At 71.2% G+C, this 17547-nt stretch carries 21 protein-coding genes; 3 read left to right on the top strand and 18 right to left on the bottom strand.

Annotated features, from left to right (window positions below; genetic code table 11):
* Nucleotides 1-10: 10 nt before the first annotated feature.
* A complete protein-coding gene (locus FSW06_RS11875; protein WP_010120220.1) occupies nt 11-973 on the top strand; it encodes a MerR family transcriptional regulator in 963 nt (320 codons plus the stop codon).
* On the opposite strand, the gene FSW06_RS11870 is transcribed toward FSW06_RS11875, so the two are convergent.
* From FSW06_RS11870 to dacB, 17 genes are all read right to left on the bottom strand, one after another.
* Entirely contained in the window at nt 945-1523 is a 579-nt protein-coding gene (locus FSW06_RS11870) for a GNAT family N-acetyltransferase (protein WP_010120221.1), read from the bottom strand. The two genes, FSW06_RS11875 and FSW06_RS11870, sit on opposite strands and share 29 nt — an antisense overlap.
* An 11-nt stretch (nt 1524-1534) precedes the next feature.
* Nucleotides 1535-2749, bottom strand: coding sequence for a globin domain-containing protein (locus FSW06_RS11865; protein ID WP_010120222.1), 1215 nt, complete (start codon nt 2747-2749; stop codon nt 1535-1537).
* A 12-nt stretch (nt 2750-2761) separates the two neighbouring features.
* Nucleotides 2762-3262 (bottom strand): RrF2 family transcriptional regulator, encoded by a 501-nt coding sequence (locus tag FSW06_RS11860; protein ID WP_040430103.1) that lies wholly within the window; start codon nt 3260-3262, stop codon nt 2762-2764.
* Nucleotides 3263-3444: 182 nt separating this feature from the next.
* Nucleotides 3445-3750, bottom strand: coding sequence for a DUF503 domain-containing protein (locus tag FSW06_RS11855; RefSeq protein WP_010120224.1), 306 nt, complete (start codon nt 3748-3750; stop codon nt 3445-3447).
* 29 nt (nt 3751-3779) lie between these two features.
* Nucleotides 3780-4193, bottom strand: coding sequence for an aspartate 1-decarboxylase (gene panD, locus FSW06_RS11850; protein ID WP_010120225.1), 414 nt, complete (start codon nt 4191-4193; stop codon nt 3780-3782).
* An 11-nt stretch (nt 4194-4204) separates the two neighbouring features.
* Nucleotides 4205-5110, bottom strand: a complete 906-nt coding sequence (panC, locus tag FSW06_RS11845) for a pantoate--beta-alanine ligase (protein WP_029449424.1) — start codon at nt 5108-5110, stop codon at nt 4205-4207.
* A gap of 11 nt (nt 5111-5121) precedes the next feature.
* On the bottom strand, nt 5122-6045 hold the full coding sequence (locus FSW06_RS11840) for a DUF2520 domain-containing protein (protein ID WP_010120228.1): 924 nt from the start codon (nt 6043-6045) through the stop codon (nt 5122-5124).
* A complete protein-coding gene (locus FSW06_RS11835) occupies nt 6042-7064 on the bottom strand; it encodes a DUF6779 domain-containing protein (RefSeq protein WP_010120230.1) in 1023 nt (340 codons plus the stop codon). Before FSW06_RS11835 ends, FSW06_RS11840 begins: the two co-directional genes overlap by 4 nt.
* A gap of 10 nt (nt 7065-7074) precedes the next feature.
* A complete protein-coding gene (locus FSW06_RS11830; RefSeq protein ID WP_010120232.1) occupies nt 7075-7641 on the bottom strand; it encodes a DUF3180 domain-containing protein in 567 nt (188 codons plus the stop codon).
* An 80-nt stretch (nt 7642-7721) separates the two neighbouring features.
* Entirely contained in the window at nt 7722-8324 is a 603-nt protein-coding gene (folK, locus tag FSW06_RS11825; protein WP_010120233.1) for a 2-amino-4-hydroxy-6-hydroxymethyldihydropteridine diphosphokinase, read from the bottom strand.
* Nucleotides 8321-8701, bottom strand: a complete 381-nt coding sequence (folB, locus tag FSW06_RS11820) for a dihydroneopterin aldolase (RefSeq protein WP_010120235.1) — start codon at nt 8699-8701, stop codon at nt 8321-8323. The genes folK and folB overlap by 4 nt, the downstream gene beginning before the upstream one ends.
* A complete protein-coding gene (folP, locus tag FSW06_RS11815) occupies nt 8694-9587 on the bottom strand; it encodes a dihydropteroate synthase (RefSeq protein ID WP_010120237.1) in 894 nt (297 codons plus the stop codon). The genes folB and folP overlap by 8 nt, the downstream gene beginning before the upstream one ends.
* Nucleotides 9587-10192 (bottom strand): GTP cyclohydrolase I FolE, encoded by a 606-nt coding sequence (gene folE / locus FSW06_RS11810; protein WP_010120238.1) that lies wholly within the window; start codon nt 10190-10192, stop codon nt 9587-9589. The genes folP and folE overlap by 1 nt, the downstream gene beginning before the upstream one ends.
* Complete coding sequence (ftsH, locus tag FSW06_RS11805; RefSeq protein ID WP_010120240.1) at nt 10185-12656, bottom strand: ATP-dependent zinc metalloprotease FtsH; 2472 nt, start codon at nt 12654-12656, stop codon at nt 10185-10187. Before ftsH ends, folE begins: the two co-directional genes overlap by 8 nt.
* 39 nt (nt 12657-12695) lie before the next feature.
* Entirely contained in the window at nt 12696-13277 is a 582-nt protein-coding gene (gene hpt, locus FSW06_RS11800) for a hypoxanthine phosphoribosyltransferase (RefSeq protein ID WP_010120242.1), read from the bottom strand.
* Nucleotides 13278-14315 (bottom strand): tRNA lysidine(34) synthetase TilS, encoded by a 1038-nt coding sequence (gene tilS, locus FSW06_RS11795; protein WP_040430071.1) that lies wholly within the window; start codon nt 14313-14315, stop codon nt 13278-13280. It lies immediately after the preceding gene.
* A 5-nt stretch (nt 14316-14320) separates the two neighbouring features.
* Complete coding sequence (dacB, locus tag FSW06_RS11790) at nt 14321-15691, bottom strand: D-alanyl-D-alanine carboxypeptidase/D-alanyl-D-alanine endopeptidase (protein ID WP_010120246.1); 1371 nt, start codon at nt 15689-15691, stop codon at nt 14321-14323.
* Between the two features lie 135 nt (nt 15692-15826).
* Between dacB and FSW06_RS11785 the strand changes: the two genes are divergently transcribed.
* Nucleotides 15827-16303 (top strand): SRPBCC family protein, encoded by a 477-nt coding sequence (locus tag FSW06_RS11785; protein WP_010120248.1) that lies wholly within the window; start codon nt 15827-15829, stop codon nt 16301-16303.
* 25 nt (nt 16304-16328) lie between these two features.
* Nucleotides 16329-16802 carry an inorganic diphosphatase gene (locus FSW06_RS11780; RefSeq protein ID WP_010120249.1) on the top strand — a complete coding sequence of 158 codons (474 nt, stop codon included), beginning with the start codon at nt 16329-16331 and terminating at the stop codon, nt 16800-16802.
* A gap of 104 nt (nt 16803-16906) precedes the next feature.
* On the opposite strand, the gene FSW06_RS11775 is transcribed toward FSW06_RS11780, so the two are convergent.
* Nucleotides 16907-17521, bottom strand: coding sequence for a YdcF family protein (locus FSW06_RS11775; protein WP_010120251.1), 615 nt, complete (start codon nt 17519-17521; stop codon nt 16907-16909).
* Between the last annotated feature and the right edge of the window lie 26 nt (nt 17522-17547).

Genomic DNA, 17547 nt, shown 5'->3' with positions numbered 1-17547 from the left:
GCTCGGCCCCATGCGCATCGGCGATGTCTCGGACCGCTCCGGTGTCAGCGTGCGCATGCTGCGCCACTACGACAGTATCGGCCTGCTCTCCCCGACCGGACGCACCGGCGCGGGATACCGCGACTACTCCCCCACCGATCTGCGCCGGCTGTTCGACATCGAAGCGCTGCGCACGCTCGGTCTCTCCCTCGCGGAGACCCGGCACGCGCTCGACGACCCCGCCTTCGACGCACCCGCGGTCCTCGACCGGCTGCGGGAGGAGACCCGCGAACGGATACGTGGGGAAGAAGAGCTCCTGGCCCGGCTCGAGACCGTCGGCACCTCCATGCCGACCGACTGGCCGGACACCCTCACCGTCATCCGGTTGCTCGCGACGTTGCGTACGGGCACGCCCCGGCAGCGACAGGCCGCCGCACTCGACACCCGGAACCCGGCCCCGCTCCCCGCCCTGGTGGAGGCCTACCTCTCCGAAGACGACACCAATGCCGTCGGGCCCCTGCGCTGGGCGGTCGTCCGGGCCGGGGACCGTTGCCTCGCCGGACTGCTCGAGCACGCCGACGGGGACGCCACCACCGACCGCCGGATCATCGAGGCGCTGGCGGACATCGGCACTCCCGCGGCCACCGGGGGACTCCGCCGGTTCCTCCCCCACCCCGCCGCAGTCCTCGCCCTCGGCCGTCGGGGAGCCGTCGACGACCGCGTCCACGATCTGCTGTTCACCATGGTCACGGACGGTGTGCAGGACGTGACCGCCGCCGAGATTCTCGGCGGGCTCCCCGGCACCGTGGACGGGGTGCGTGAGCGGCTGGCCGTGACCTGCGACCCGGGCCCGCGGCGTCGGCTCGTCCAGGCACTCGGCGAGGTCCCGCCGGACGATGCCCGGGAACTCCTCGCGACCCTGTGCGACGACAGGGACCCCGCCGTCGCCGCCACCGCGCGCTATCTCAGCCGGCGTCCGGCGGCGGGTCGGTGACCAGCCGGGAGAAGGTGTCGAGGTCGTTCCACTCACCGTGGAGGAACTCGGCGTCCCGCGCCGTGCCCTCCCGCCGGTAGCCGGCGGACAGTGCCACCCGGCAGGACGCCCCGTTCGCCGGGTTCGCGCGGATCTGGATCCGGTGGACGCCGTAGTCGAAGAGGAACTCGGTGACGGTGCGCACCGCGGCGGTGACGATCCCCCTCCCCCGCAGATGCGGGGCGCAGGCGTAGCCGAGTTCCACTGTCGCGGCGAACCGGTCGACGAGCCGGACCTCGAAGGTCCCGCCGAAGTCACCGGGCAGGTCCGGATCGTCGATGATCCAGAACATCGTGCCGGGGGCGTGGGCGACGGCCCGGAGGAAGTCCACCGCGTGCGCGCGGGTGTAGTTGTCGGGGATGTGGGTCCAGCGTTGCGAGACGGCGTCCTGCCCGTGCGCGACGAGGCCGGCGATGTCCGCGTTGACCGGGGACCGCAGCCGCAGCTCCGATCCGTCGGGCAGCTGCCCCCACACGTCGGCGGTGGGCAGCGGCCAGCGGAAGTCGGTCATGCCCGGTAAGGCTACTCGCCGAGCAGCCAGTCGTTCGGGGAGAACAGCTCATAGTTCACCGATGCCGGGGCGGTTGCCGGCAGGGCGGCAAGCTGGGCACGCACATCCTGCAGGAAACTGTTTCCGCCGCAGAGGTACCAGTCGGCACCCGCCGGGATCTCCAGGTCGGCGAGGGTGACCCGCTCACCCGCCCCGGTGTAGCTGCGGTGCCGGCGCACCGTGGACCCCTGGGACGCCAGGGCATCGAGCAGCCCCTTGGTGACGTCACGCTGGGCGTAGCTCTCCTCGGAGACGTCGGAGTGGATGACCGTGATGTCCCGGGCGCCGGCGCCGGCCACGAGGGCGGAGAGCATGCCGACCATCGGGGTGGACCCGATACCGGAGCTGACCAGGACCACCGGGGTCGTGTCGTCCTCACCGAGGACGAGGTCGCCGGCCGGCAGGGTGGCGTCCACCCGGTCACCGACGGCGGTGGCGTCCAGCAGGGCGGTGGAGACCTCGCCGTCGCGCTGCACCACGACGGTGAAGCCCTGGTCGTCCCAGTTCACCAGGGAGTACTGGCGCAGCTGGCGGGCACCGTCGGCCATCGTCACACCGAGCGAGGTGTACTGGCCGGCGCGGGCGTCGCTGAACGCGCCCGGGGCATCCGGCACCTCGAAGGTGAACTCGGTGACCCGGTCGGACAGCTCCCGGCGGGAGGCGAGCACCGCATCGCGGAAGACATCGCCGGCCGCCACACCGGCGGTGCTGTACAGGTCCTTCTCCGCCGCGATGAGGACGTCCGCCATCAGCCAGTAGACCTCGGTCCAGGCCTCGGCGACCTCCGGGGTCACAGCCTCGCCGAGCACCTCGGCGATGGCGGCGAACAGGTAGTGGTGGACGATCTCGTACTGGTCCGGGGTGATGCCGAGGGAGACGTGCTTGTGGGCGATGCGCGAGAGCATGTCCACCGGGTCCGGCCCCTCCGGGGTCACCAGCATCGTGGCGAAGGTCGCCACGGAGGCGGCCAGCGCTTTCTGCTGTGCGCCGGAGCGCTGGTTGCCGCGGTTGAACGTGTTCGCCAGCAGCTCAGGGTGCTCGGCGAACATGCCCGCGTAGAAGACCCGGGCGATCTCGCCGATGTTGGCGCCGATCGCCGGCAGGGTGGCCGTGACGGTCGCCTCGTGTTCCGGGGTGAGCCGGGAACGGCGGACGGATTCGCGCAGGGGGGCTTCAGAAGTGAACATCGGACTGACTCCTTAGGAGGTGTGGACGGCGCGGGTGGCCGGGTTCGGGGGCAGGCCGGGCATACCGACCGGGACAGGCCCGCCGGCGGGGGCGGTGCGGTCGATGAGCTCGCCGAGGGTGATGCCGTCGAAGGTCGCGAAGAAGTTCTCCCGGGCCTCCGCCAGCAGATGACGCAGGGCACAGTCGCGGGAGGCCAACGGACAGGGGGCCTCCCCCTGGCAGTCGACGACCTCGTGGTCACCTTCGAGGTCGCGGAGCAGCCGGCCGATGTCGGTCGACCTGGCGTCCTCCGCGAGATACACCCCACCGCTACGGCCCCGGACGGAACCGAGGACACCCATGCCGGTCAACCGGGCGACGACCTTCTTCACGTGGGAGGCCGGCGCCGCGGTCCGCACGGCGAGTTCACCGACGGTGCAACGCTGGGCGGGGTCCACCGCGCCGGCGGCGCCGGTGTCCCCGAGGATCATGAGGGCGCGGAGCCCCAGATCGGCGAACTTGGTGAGGTGCATGTCCCCCACGCTAGGCCCGGAACCGGAAAAGGTACATCTGAAATACCCGATAAAAGATCGGCGACGATGCAGGTCAGGGTATGTTTACCTGATCTTCCCCGGACTGCCGGTGCTGTGACGTGCGACGTCGGGACGCCCCGTCGGACCGCGCTGTCCGACAGTGCCCCACCGATTGATCTCGGTCACATTTCGTCGAGATCCTCCGACGAGAAGCACCGGGGCCGGACGGACAGCAGTTCCACCCCCGGGCGGCCCGCCGCCCACCGCTCGACCGCCTCCAGCACCTCGACGACCCGGCCGCGGTCCCCCGCCACCACCGACACCCCGATCCCCGCGCGCCGGTGCAGATCGTGGTGGTCCACCTCCGCGACAGCGACGTCGAACCGTCGGCGCAGCTCGGCGATCAACGGCCTGACGACCGACCGCTTCTGTTTGAGCGAACGGACGTCGCCGAGGAGAAAATCAAGTTCCAGAGTTCCGGTCCACATAGGGGAAGGAACACTACACGACCGGCGCGCTACGCGGGGAACCGCGGGTTGAGCAGGCCGGAATCCAGCGGCACGTCCGCCGGGTCGCTGCTCAACGCGACCTGTTCGTTCCGGCCGTCGACGAAGACCACCCGCGGGGCGTAGTCCTCGAGCTCGGCCGCGTCGTACTGACCGTAGGCGATGATGATCACGAGTTCACCGGGATGCACCAGGTGCGCCGCGGCACCGTTGATCGAGATCATCCCGCTGCCGCGTTCCCCGGTGATGGCGTAGGTCGTCAACCGGGCGCCGTTGTCGACGTCGACGATGTCGATCTGCTCACCCTCGAGCAGGTCAGCGGCGTCCATGAGGTCGGCGTCGATCGTGCACGACCCCACATAGTGCAGGTCAGCCTGGGTGACGGTCGCCCGGTGGATCTTGGACTTCATCATGGTGCGGATCACGGTACTGAACCCTACTGCTCCTGGGCCGCCGCCGCGGCCTCTTCGATGTTGCGGAACCCGATACCCAGCGGCAGGGCGACATTGTCGATCAGCCGGGTCGCCCCGACCCGCGCGGCGACGAGCAGCCGGGCGTCCCCGGTCTCCGGCGCGTCGCCGAGATCGGTGCCCCGCAGTTCCAGGTAGTCCACGTCCACGCCCTCGGCGGCGTCGAGGATGCCCCGGGCGGTCGCCAGGACGCGCTCCGCCCCGTCCTCGGCGACGAACGCGCCGGCGGTCAGCGCCGCCGACAGGGTCAGCGCCAGTTCCCGCTCCTCGGCGGACAGGTAGATGTTGCGGGAGGACTTCGCCAGGCCGTCGGCCTCGCGGACGATCGGGACGCCGTGCACCCGGACCTCCAGATTCAGGTCGGTGACCATCTGCTGGATGAGCACGAGCTGCTGGTAGTCCTTCTCCCCGAAGAAGGCGTCCGAGCAGTGCGTGATGTGCATGAGCTTGCTGACCACGGTGAGGACCCCGGCGAAGTGGATCGGGCGGGTCCGCCCCTCCAGCTCCGCGCCCAGCGGGCCGGCCTGCACCGTCGTCCGCGGGCCGTTGGGGTACATCTCCCGCGGGCTGGGGGCGAACACGGCGTCCACCCCGGCCGCCTTCAGCTTGGCCACGTCCTCGTCAAGGGTCCGCGGGTAGGCGTCCAGGTCCTCCCCCTCGCCGAACTGCAGCGGGTTGACGAAGATCGAGACGACGACCACCGCCCCCGGGATCCGCTGCGCCTCGCGCACCAGGGCGAGGTGCCCGGCGTGCAGCGCGCCCATCGTCGGCACGAGCACGACAGGACGCCCCGCCTTGCGCATCGCGCGGGTGAGTTCGCCGACCTCCCCGATACCCGTGTACACCGTGGCCTGTCCAGGGGTGAAAGCCACCACTGCTCCTTCTATCGCTGATCGTCTGCCGGATGATCAGGGTAGTCCGGTCGCACGGCCCGTTCCACATCGATGGATCCCGCCGCACGCGCGGTGCGCTCAGCATCCTCCCGGTACGCCGTCGCCAACTGCTCCCCGGGCGCGGCCGCCAGCGCATCCAGGGCGGCGAGATGCCGCAGGACGGTGGCCGCGTCATCGCGGGCGGTGGGACCGGTCAACGCCCCCATCCGGTCGTCGAGCGCATTGCCGACCGCCGCCGGCACGATCCGGCGCAGCAGCACCGCGGACTCCGCGGCGACCGGAGCCGGGGCCGACCCGCCGGCGGCCAGGGCATGGTCGAGCATCCGCTGCGCCTCCGACACGAGTGTCACGACGTGGTTCGCCCCGTGCGCCATCGCCGCGTGGTAGAGGGTCCGCCCCTCCTCCGGGACATGCACCGGCACGCCGCCGACCGAGTCGACGAGGATGTCGGCGACAGCGGCGCCGGTGTCCGAGTCCGCGGTGACACCCCAGGCGCAGCCGAGCAGGTGGGCGGTGTCCGAGGCATGCCCGGTGAACGTCATCGCCGGGTGCAGGGCCAGCGGCAGGGCACCGGTGTCCGTCACCGGCTGCAGGACCGCACAGCCCACCGACCCCGCGGTGTGCGCGACGATCTGCCCGGGCCGGGTGATCTCGGCGACCTCGGCGGCCACCTGCGGCAGCTGCGGGTCCGGGACGGCGAGCACGACGAGGGCGGCCTGTGCCGCCTCGGCCACCGGGACGACCGGGATCCCCGGAAGGCGCTCCGCCGCCCGCGCCCGGGACGCGGCCGACCGCGCCACCACCCCGTGGATCAGGTGACCCGCGTCGCGCAGCACCTCCGCCACCGCGGTCCCCACCGCCCCCGCCGAGATAACCCCCACCGACAGCCGCGGCTCCTGCCGGTCGTCGGTCACTTCGAGTTCTTCTTGAGCTGCGCCATCAGTTCGGCGACCGTCACACCGGCCGCACTGTCGTCGGCACGGCGGCGGCCCCGGGGCTCCCCCTCGTCCGGGGAGACCGGACGCCGGTGGTGACCCGGTTCCGGCTGTCCGGCCGGTGCGGCCGGTGCGGCGCCGGCGTCCGGCACGCGCGGTTCCCAGCCGTTCGTCGACGGCGACGGACCGGCCGGGCGCTCGTGGACGCCGGTACCGGCGGTGGTGCTGCTGGTGCTGTTGGTGCCGTTGGATCCGCCGAGCGGGTTCTCCGAGACCACCAGGGGAATCTGCGTGGTCGCCTCGGAATCCGCACCGGACCAGTTGACGGCGGTGAAGGACCCGGTGGCGAAGCCGCCCTGGCGACCGCCCCGGTGGCCCTCCACCGACGGCGAGGTCTCCGACGACACTGACGATGCCGACGACGCCGACGTGTCCGACGCATCATCGGTCGCCGGGTCCGCGGCCTTGTCCTCGGCGCGCTGCACGGTGCGCTCCAGCTCCACGATCCGCTCGGCCCGGGCCCGGACGGACACCTGCTCCTCGGAGAGGTCGAGACCGGACAGCTCCGACAGCTGCAGGCGCAGCGCCGCGAGCTCCTCGCGGATCGACGCGATCGTCTCGTCGCGCCCCTCCTGCACCCGGTCGTTGTAGTTCCGCTCGAGTTCGAGCTCACGGGCCCGGCTGCGGGCCCGTTCGCTGTCGAGCGCCCCGGCGCTGCGGGCCTCGAGTTCCCGGTTGCGCGCCTTCTCCTCGCCGAGCTGCCCCGAGTACCGGGAGACGAGGACGGCGCCGATGAACGCCGCCCACAGCGCCGCGATCACGGCGATTTTCTGCCAGGCGTCGTTGTCGACGAAGAACATGATCACCGTGGCGATGACCGCGAGGAGGAAGAGGAGATACACCAGGATCTTCGCCCCGTTCCCCGGGGGCGTCGACGCGCGCGAACTCTCCGGGTCCGGCAGGCGGTGCGGATCGTGATCGGGAAACGCGGAACTCATGGCTGCCACACTACCTTGACTGATTGGCGGTGAGTGGACCCTCGCCCATGTCGCCGTCGGTTGACCGTCGCCGCCGCCCGGCATCGTCGGGGTCCCCGTCCGACGGCGGGACCAGGCAACTCCGCTCCAGCCACACCCCGGCGACGGCCGTGGCCAGCCCCGCGAGGATCCCGGCGACCACCCCCGGCGTGTCCGACTGCGCTGCCGCGAGATCCGGGTAGTGCACCAGGACGTAGGACGCCACCCCCAGGTACGCGCCACCGAAGACCGCACCGACCCAGGCACAGGCCCGGCCGTACACGGCGGCGCGCGCCACCGTCACCGGTGACATCTCCGACCGGTCCAGTCCGATCCCGTTGTCACGCACCCGGCGACGCACCACGACAGCGGTGACCGCCGCCACGGCGGCGAGGATCCAGAGGGTGAGCGAGCCGCTGAGCTTGACCGGCGGGAACTGCCCGTAGAAGAACCAGGCCAGGGCGCCGACGACCACTCCGGCCGCGACAGCCGCCGTGACGAGGGCACCGACGGAGGTCACGGACAACCGGCCTCCCGGCCGCTGCGGTGCGCCGCTCATGGCCGCCTCGCCTCCTCGTCAGTCGTCAGTCGTCAGTCATCGGTACGTCATGCCGCGCGTGTCACCACTGCCACGGTCGGCTACGGGGCCCATGCTACGTCGGCCAGTCGCCGGACTCCCCCGAGCGCGTCGGGATCCCGACGCACCAGGTCGGCGACCAGAGCGGAGACGGCGACACCGCCGAGTGTGGCCGACGGGTCGGCGTCCGCCCAGGGCACGAGGACGAAGGCCCGCTCCTGCGCCCACGGGTGCGGCAGGATCAGTTCCTCACCCCACCGGCCGTCACTGCGGACCGGGACGCCGTCGACGGACACACTGACCAGGTCGATGTCGAGGGTCCGGGGACCCCAGTGCCGGTCACGCACCCGCCGCGCCTCCTGCTCCCGCGCCTGGCACAGGTGCAGCAGGCCGAGCGGACCGCCGACGACCCGCCCGTCGGCCTCGACGAGCAGGACGCTGTTGCGGAACTCCGCCTGGTCGGTCACCCCCCAGGGCGCGGTGGCGTACAGGGCACTCGCCCCGGTCACCGTCACCCCCGGCTGCGCGGCGACCGTCGCCGCCGCCCGACGGATCTGTTCCTCCGGGTCACCGAGATCACCGGCGAGGTTCGAGCCGAAGGCCAGGACAGCCTGCAGCGGCCTTGTCAGGGATCCTGTCAGGGACTCTGCCGTGCCGGGGGTCATACCCGGGGCTCCGGGCTCTTGCGGGACCGGCGGGCGACCACCCGGACGTCGGTGAACGGGTGGTGGATGGGGGCGTCCGGTTTGTGCACGGTGACCTCCACGGCCGTCACCCCGGCGACCGCGTTGATGCGGTCGGCGATGGCGGCGGCGAGGGTCTCGATGAGGTCGAACGAGGGGCCGGCGACCGTGTCTACGGCGATGTCCACGAGATCCACGTAGGAGATCGTGTCGCCGATGTCGTCGGTCCCGGCGGCCGCGGTGAAGTCCGTCCACACCACCAGGTCGATGATGAATTTCTGGCCGGCCCTCTTCTCGAAATCGAAGACGCCGTGGTAGCCGTAGGTCTCCAGGCCGTCGAGCTCGATGCGGTCAGCCACGACGGGCCCTCCATCCCTCCGGCAGCGCGGGGCCGGTCCCGGCGGCGACACACGCCGCGACGTCGACGGCCGCCCGGGTGGGCGCGACCGAGTGGACCCGGACCGCCCAGGCTCCGGCTGCGGCGGCGAGAGCGGACACGGCCGCTGTCGCGTCGTCGGCCGAGGCCGGTTCCCCGGGGCCGCCGTCGGCGGCCGGCCGCAGGGGCGTGAGGAAACGCTTCCGGCTCGCGCCGACCAGTGTCCGGTACCCGGCCGCCGACCAGTCGGAGATGAGGTCCGGGACGGCGCGGAGCAGTGCCCAGTTCTCGTCGACGCTCTTGGCGAAGCCGATGCCGGGGTCCAGGATGATCCGCTCCCGCGGGACGCCGGCTTTCTCCGCCCGCCCGGCGTGGGCGGCGAGCAGGTCCCGCACATCGGCGACGACGTCCCCGCCGTGGTCGGCCGCGCCCGCCGCCGACTCGAAACGGTCGGCACGCCAGTGCATGAGGCAGTAGTCGACCGGCCGGTCCCGGTTGGCCTCGGCCACGACCCGGTCCATGTCCGGGTCGGCGAGGCCGCCGGACACGTCGTTGACGATGTCGACGCCGGCCTCGACGGCGGCCGCGGCGGTCGCCGCGCGCATCGTGTCGACGCTGGTGGTGATCCCCTCGGCATGCAGTGCGGCGATGACCGGGGTGACGCGCTCCCGTTCCGTCGCCGGGTCGACCCGCGTCGCCCCGGGCCGGGTCGATTCACCGCCGATGTCGATGATGTCGGCACCGGCGGCGACCATCGCGCGGGCGTGATCGAGTGCCCGTCCGGTGGTGGTCCAGGAACCGCCGTCGGAGAACGAGTCCGTCGTGAGGTTGAGGATGCCCATGACGAGCGTCCGGACCGTCGGTGGCATCAGTGACCCCGGATCAGGCTCATGGCCTCGGCCCGGGTCCGGGCATCGGTCTGGAAGCCGCCGCGCACGGCGGAGGTGACCGTCGTGGCGCCCGGCTTACGGATGCCGCGCATCGCCATGCAGAGGTGCTCACACTCGATGACGACGATGACCGCCGACGCCTCCAGGTGGGCCGCCACGGCGTCCGCCACCTGACTGGTGAGGCGCTCCTGGACCTGGGGGCGCTTCGCGAAACCGTCGACGAGACGGGCGAGCTTCGACAGTCCGGTCACCTTGCCCGATGCGCCGGGGATGTAGCCGATGTGGGCGTGCCCGTAGAACGGCACGAGGTGGTGTTCGCAGGTGGAGTAGATGGGGATGTCCTTGACCAGGACGAGTTCCCGGTGGTTCTCGTTGAAGGTCTTCTCCAGGACCTCCGACGGATCGGTGAACAGTCCCTCGAAAATCTCGTGGTAGGCACGGGCGACCCGTGCGGGGGTCTCCTGCAGTCCTTCCCGGTCGGGGTCCTCTCCGACGGCGATGAGCAGTTCGCGGACCGCCGCCTCCGCACGTTCCTGGTCAAAGGTCCTCCCCGTCACGAGGGACGGGGCCTGGTCGTCAGTCACGGTCTGTTGTGCCTCTCTGGTCACTGCTGTTGTCGCTCTCGCCACGGTCGTCACGGCCGGTGCCGCCGGCACCGTCGACACGGTGGTGGCGGCCGGTGGTCGTCGTGTCGTCGTCGCCGGTGGCCCGCATGTGGCGGGTCGGCGCGTCATCCGTCGTCCACGGGTGGTCCGGCTGCTCGTTGTCGGGCAGACGGAAGCCGCGCAGCGGCTCCTGCGGACGGTGCTCCTGCGGGCGGACGCCGGTGTCGACGGGGCCGGGACCGTAGTTGCTCTCGCCGGGGTGGCGTGGCACGGACCGGGTGGAGTACGGGTCGTCCGGCGGGTTCGGCCGGTTCTGACCGCCCCACAGGTGGTCACCGGCGCCGCCGCTCCACCGGTTCGGCGCCGGCTGCGGTCCGCCCGGCTGCTGCGGCGGATTGTTCTGCTCCTCGTTCTGCAGCTTCTGCTCCTGCTCGCGCTTGCGACGCTCCATGCGACGCTTCCGCGCCTGCGAGAAGAAGTCCGGACGCTTCGGCGGCTCCTCGCCGCGTTCCCGGGCCAGTTCCGTCGGCGTCTTCACCGGTTCGCGCAGGTCGCGCGGGTGGCCGAGATCCTGGTCCTCGAAGATGTCGGTGACCGAGCGGGACGGCATGTCGCCGAAGATGACCTCGAGGTCGGGGCGTCGCAGGGTCTCCTTCTCGAGGAGCTTGCCGGCGAGGACGTCGAGGTAGCTGCGGTTGTCGCGGAGGATCTGGAAGGCGACGTCGTGGGCCTTCTCGATGAGCATCCTGACCTGCTCGTCGATGGTCGCCGCCACCTGGGGCGAGTAGTCCAGGGTTCCCTGGCTGCCTCGTCCGGCGAACGGGTCGCCCTGTTCCTCACCGTATTTCACGGCACCGAGCTGCGGACTCATGCCGTACTCGGTGACCATGGAGCGGGCGATCTTCGTCGCCTGTTCGATGTCGGCGGAGGCGCCGGTCGTCGGCGAGCCGAAGACGAGTTCCTCGGCGGACCGGCCGCCCATGGCGAAGACGAGCCGGGCGAAGAGCTCCGACCGGTTGTACATGCCCTTGTCGTCCTCGGGGACGGCCATGGCGTGACCGCCGGTCTTGCCGCGGGCGAGGATCGTCACCTTGTAGACCCGCTCGATGTCCTTCATGCCCCAGGCGGCGAGCGTGTGGCCGCCCTCGTGGTAGGCGGTGACCTTCTTCTCGTGTTCGGAGATCAGCCGCGAGCTGCGGCGCGGACCGCCGATCACCCGGTCGGTGGCCTCCTCGAGGGCGTCGCCGGTGATGACGTTGCCATCGACGCGGGCGGTGAGCAGTGCCGCCTCGTTGAGCACGTTGGCGAGGTCGGCGCCGGACATGCCGACGGTCCGCTTCGCCAGTGACCGCAGGTCGACATCGGGGGCGAGCGGCTTGTTCTTCGCGTGGACCCGGAGGATCTGCTCGCGGCCGTTGATGTCGGGGTTGCCGACCGGGATCTGCCGGTCGAACCGGCCCGGGCGCAGCAGCGCCGGGTCCAGGATGTCGGGGCGGTTCGTCGCCGCCATGAGGATGACGTTCTCCCGGTCGTCGAAGCCGTCCATCTCGACGAGCAGCTGGTTCAGGGTCTGCTCCCGCTCGTCGTGTCCGCCGCCCATCCCGGCGCCGCGCTGGCGGCCGACCGCGTCGATCTCGTCGACGAAGATGATGCAGGGACTGTTCTCCTTCGCGGTCTTGAACAGGTCGCGGACGCGCGATGCGCCGACACCGACGAACATCTCGACGAAGTCGGAGCCGGAGATCGAGTAGAACGGCACGCCGGCTTCACCGGCGACGGCGCGGGCCAGCAGGGTCTTACCGGTACCGGGCGGGCCGTAGAGCAGCACGCCGCGCGGGACCTTCGCCCCGAGCTGCGTGTAGTGCTCCGGGTTCTGCAGGAAGTCGCGGATCTCGTCGAGTTCCTCGACCGCCTCGTCGGCGCCCGCGACGTCGTCGAAGGTCGTCTCCGGGTTGTCGACGTTGAGCTCCTTGGCCTTCGACTTGCCGATGCCGAACGGCCCGCCGGGGCCGTTGGCGCCGCCGAGCATCCGGGGCAGGAAGAAGAAGAGGAGACCGATGAGGATGACCAGCGGCAGCAGGGAGAACAGCAGCGACCCCAGGATGCTGTCCTGGGAGACGTGGGTGCTGTACTTGTCCGGCCCCGCGCCCTGGACCTTCTCGAAGATCTGCTCGGAGGCCCGGGCAGGGTACTTCGAGATGATCTTGTCGATGCCGTCCTTGCCGTCGACGCTGATGTCGTCACGCAGCTCGATCCGGAGTTCCTGCTCCCGGTCGTTGATCTGCACCTCTTTGACGTTCTTGTCGTCGAGCTGCTTCATCGCGACGGACGTGTCGACGTCGTCGTAGCCGCGCGTCGAATCCGTGAGGACGTTGAACGCGTAGATCACCACGAGGACCGCGGCAATGGCGGCGGCGATCCTCAGAACCTTCTTCTTGGTCATAGTCTCCCTAGGGTATCGCAGCCGCCGGACAGAGCGCGGTCAGCTGTAGACGGCGGGGTCGAGCGCACCGACCCACGGCAGTGTCCGGTAGCGCTCCGCGTAGTCGATGCCGTAGCCGACGATGAACTCGTCGGGCACGTCGAAACCGACGTCGGCACAGTCGACGTGGATCTTCTCCCCGCTGGGTTTGCGCAGCAGGGTGACGACCTCCACACTCTTCGGCCCGCGGGTCTTCAGGTTGTCGATCAGCCAGGACAGGGTGAGGCCGGTGTCGACGATGTCCTCGACGACGACCACGTCGCGTCCCGCGATGTCGGCACTGAGGTCCTTGATGATCTTGACCGTCCCGGAGGACGCCGCGGCGTCCCCGTAGGACGAGACCACCATGAACTCCAGCTGGGCGGGGATGCTCAGTGCGCGGGAGAAGTCGGTGAGGAAGTACGCCGCCCCCTTGAGGACGCACACGAGGATGAGGTCGTCGGCGGCGTCCCGGTGACGGTCGCTGACGGCGGCCGCCATCTCCCGGATGCGGCGGTGCAGGGTCTCCTCGTCGACGAGGACGGTGGCGATATCGTCACCGAAGGCATTCGCGGGCACGTCGGGATTCTTCTCGACCAGCATCTAGTCCTGACTCCTCAGTTGGTCCAGCACCAGCAGACCCCGGTGCCGTCGGACCACCAGACGGGTGGTCCCGGATGACGCGCCCATTGTATGCCCCGTCGGCCACGGCACCGCGACCGGTCCCTGACCGTGCCAGTCGACCACCAACGCCTCCAGCATGGCGAGATGGGCCGATGTCAACGGCCCGGCGCACCCCGCGAGCCACTGCCGCAGCACCCGGCGCCGGACCGCTCCGGGGTGTCCGGCGAGCTGTCCGACCGGCAGCCCGGCGTCCCCGGCGTCCCCGGCGTCCTCCTGCAGCCCCTGCAGCACCTGTGCCGCGAGATCGTCGAGGACGTCGGCGTCCTCGCGCATCAGCCGGGCACTGCGCGACAGTGCGGCGTCCACCCCGGTGCCGAGGACCTCCCGCATCGCCGGCAGCAGCTCCCCGCGGACCCGTGACCGCAGGATGTCGGGTCGTTCATTGTGCGGGTCGTCCCAGATGTCCAGGCCCAGTTCGGCACAGCTGCCACGGGTGTCCGCCCGACGGGCGTGCAGCAGCGGACGTCCCAGCCAGCCCGCCCCGGCAACCACCGCCGGATGCCCGGTCGCGATCTCCCGGAGCCCGGCGAGACTCCCGGTGCCCGAGCCGCGGGACAGGGCGAGGAGCAGTCCTTCCGCATCGTCGTCGGCGGTGTGGCCGACCAGCAGCGGGCGTCCTGCGGCCGCCTCCCCCAGCGCCCGGTAGCGGGCCTGCCGCGCCGGCGCCTCCCCGGTGCCCCGGACCGTCACCGCGGTGATCTGCGCCTGTGCCCCGAGACCCCGGCAGGTGGCGGCGGCCTCCGCCGCGACCCGGTCGGAGCCGTCCTGCAGTCCGTGGTCGACCGTCACGGTGGTGACCACCAGTCCGGCGTGCACGGCGGCGGCGGTGAGCGCCAGTGAGTCACCGCCGCCCGAGACCCCGCACACCACCGGGTCCCCCGCCCGCAGACCCGTACGGTCGAGGAACGCACCGAGGCTCTGCCGGACCGCGAGGGTCCGGGGGCCCGGGCGTCCCACGGCGGTCACAGTCTGCGGAGGGCCGCGGTGAGCCGGTCGAGGGCGGCCCGGCCGGCGTCCATGTCCGAGCCGTTCGACAGGAAGCCGAAGGTGAGCACCCGGCCGGAGTCCGTGGTGACGGTGCCGGCCAGGGCGTTCACGCCGTCGAGGGTGCCGGTCTTCGCCCGGACCCAGCCCGCCCCCGCCCGGGCGCCGGAATCGGGCCCGTAGCGGTCGACGAGGCTCCCGTCGGCCGCCGCCACGGGCAGCGCGTCGAGCAGCGGGCGCAGCGCCGCCGCATGATCGCCGTCCCCGGCCGCCGCGGTGACGATGCCGTCGAGGATGTGTGCACTGAGCCGGTTGTCCGCGCTCATCCCGGAGTTGTCCTTCAGGATGGCGCCGGAGACGTCGATGCCCGCCTCCGTCAGTGCCGCGAGCGTCGCCTCCGAGGCCCCGGCGAAGGTCGGTTCCGCGCCACGGGCGGCCGCGACCTCCCGTGCGACCGACTCGGCGAGGAGGTTGTCACTGTGCTGCATCATGTCCCGCAGCCGGGTGGACAGCGGGGCCGATTCCACCGACCCCAGCGTGGCATCCTCCCCGGCGGTGGCGACCGCCCGGTCGGAGGCCGAGACGGGCACGCCCGGCACACCGAGGGCGGCGGCGAGGTCACGACCGGCGTCGGCCGCCGGGGTGGCCGACCGCGGCGAGTAGTTCTGGGAGGGGTCGAGGCGTCCGGCGTCCACCATCACCGCGCCGAGTGCCGCCACGTTGCCGGCGGCGATGTCCGCACCGTCCCAGGTGCTGTTGAACAGGTCGCCCTGCCGGAAGGAGTTGTCGACGACGACGGAGGTGACCTTCTCCCCGCCGAGGGCGGCGGACGCCTGCGCCGCGAGGTCGGAGATACTCGCCGCGTCCGTGAAGAACCCGGTGCCGGGTGAGCGCTGCAGGGTCACGTCCCCGTTGCCCTTGAGGACCACCTGGCCGGGCTCCGCGCCGCGGAGCACCTGCGTCCCGACGCGGTCGTCGGGGGCGAGGGTGAGCAGCGCCGCCGTCGCGGTGACCAGCTTGGTGGAGGACGCCGGGACCAGCATGCGGTCCTGGTCGGCGGTCCACAGGACGTCTCCGGTCGCCGCGTCCGTGACCTGGCCGGAGAGTTTCCCCAGTGCCGGGTCGGCCACCGGGCCGGCCAGCGCGTCCGTCACCGTGGCCGGGTCCGGGGCGGGCCCGTCTGTCTGCGCGGCCTGCAGGACCGGGACCGGTTCCGGCAGCGGCGCCGGGTCCGCGACCTTCCAGGCGTTCCGCTGGTTCCACCACAGGGCGGTGCCGATGACGACCGCGAGCACGACGACCACCGTGGCGATGATGTAGTACCAGCGGCGTGAGGTTGTCCCGCGCATCGTGCTCCTGACTCGACGGTGGATCCGGCTTCTGATCTGACGTCCTCACTGTATACGGCGTACCGCGGCGGGCTGTCGTCCAGGTTCCGTCCGAAACCGCCACCGACGGGGCGCGGAATCCGTATCCTCCATGCCATGACCACCACACCACGCATCACCGTCTCCCGTACCGTCGGCGCGTCCCCGGACGCCGTCTGGGACGCCGTCGCCGACTTCACCACCATGGGCGAGCGCAGCCCGCAGTGCCGGAAGATGGTGGTCCTCGGCGCGAAGAACGGGACCCCGGCGACCGGGACGACGACCGTCAACCTCAACCGGCGCGGCCCGCTGTTCTGGCCGACCTGGTCCACGGTCACCCGGTGGGAACCCGGTGAGCTCCTGGAGTGGCGGGTGCCGCTCAACGGGTCCCGCTGGCGTTACGAGCTGGTGGACAACGGTGACGGCACCACCACCGTCACCGAGTCCCGCCTCGTCGACGGCGAGACGTCCCTGCTGTCCCGCGGCCTGGTCGCCGCCTTCCTCGGCGGGAACGAGACCTTCGAGTCCGAACTGCGTGAGGGCATGGCACGGACACTGGCCGCCGCCGCGGCCACCGCGGAACAGGCGGGGTAGGCCGGCCAGGGTAGACTGTCTGCCCATGAGCATCGAAGTCACCATCGAGATCCCCAAGGGTTCCCGCAACAAGTACGAGATCGACCACGAGACCGGCAAGGTCTACCTTGACCGGTACCTCTTCACCCCGATGGCCTACCCCGCCGACTACGGCTTCATCGACAACACCCTCGGTGAGGACGGTGATCCGCTGGACGCACTCGTCATCCTGCCGGAGTCCGTGTTCCCGGGTGTCATCGTCGAGGCCCGCCCGGTCGGCGTGTTCAAGATGACCGACGAGGCCGGTGGTGACGACAAGCTGCTGTGCGTCGTCGACGACGTCCGTTACGGGAAGTTCCAGGACATCGACGACATCGCCCAGGACGTCAAGGACGAGATCGAGCACTTCTTCACCCACTACAAGGACCTCGAGCCGGGCAAGGAAGTCCACGGCTCGGGCTGGGGCGACAAGGCGGCGGCCGAGAAGATCCTCGCCGAGGCCGTCGAGCGTCACAAGTAGCGTCCGCACAGCGGAACGGGCGGAACCCCCGCGGTCACCTGACCTTGACGGTCAGGGCGGCCTGCGGGGGTTCTCCGTGTCCGGGGAGGGACGGGAGCAGGCGGTCAGCCTTCTCCGCCGGTGTAGGCGACGGCCTCGATACCGGCGTCCCGGAAGTTCTGCAGTGCCCGGACGTTGTGCGGCGTGGAGGTGACGACGACGGCGAGTCCGCCGCGGGAGTTGATGGTGTCCGCGGTGTTCGCGACGTTCTCGACGGTGCTGCCCGCCTTGTTCTCCTCGATCACCTGGTTCGGGACGCCCCGCGCGCGCAGCCCGGCATCCATCGCCTGGGCCTCTGTCGGGCAGTCCGGTGCCGTCTCGCCGCCGGTGACGATCACCGGGTTGAGCAGGTGTGCTTTCGCAAGGTCGGCGGCGGCGTCCAGCCGGTCGTCGAGCACCTGGGGAGGGGTGCAGTCGTCGTTGAGGCGCGCACCGAGCACGACGACCGGGACCGTGGCGTCCCGGGCGAGGACCGCGTGGGAGGCCGCCTTGCTGACCACCGGGATATCGGCGATCGTCCGGTTGGCGGAGATGATGCTCTTGTCCTCGGGATTGGCGGCGGCGGTCCCGACGGACAGCAGCGTGCCGGCGACAACGGCGAACGCCGCACCGGCGGCGACGGTGCGGCGGGAGGCAGAACGGCTGGAACGGTGGGTGGCGTGGCGAGGGGAATGCGGCACGGGGCGTCCTTTCGGTGGAGACACCG

Source organism: Corynebacterium nuruki S6-4 (genome assembly GCF_007970465.1).
Taxonomy (GTDB): domain Bacteria; phylum Actinomycetota; class Actinomycetes; order Mycobacteriales; family Mycobacteriaceae; genus Corynebacterium; species Corynebacterium nuruki.
The sequence above is the reverse complement of the archived record's forward strand: the minus strand, read 5'-3'. Positions and strand labels throughout refer to the sequence as shown.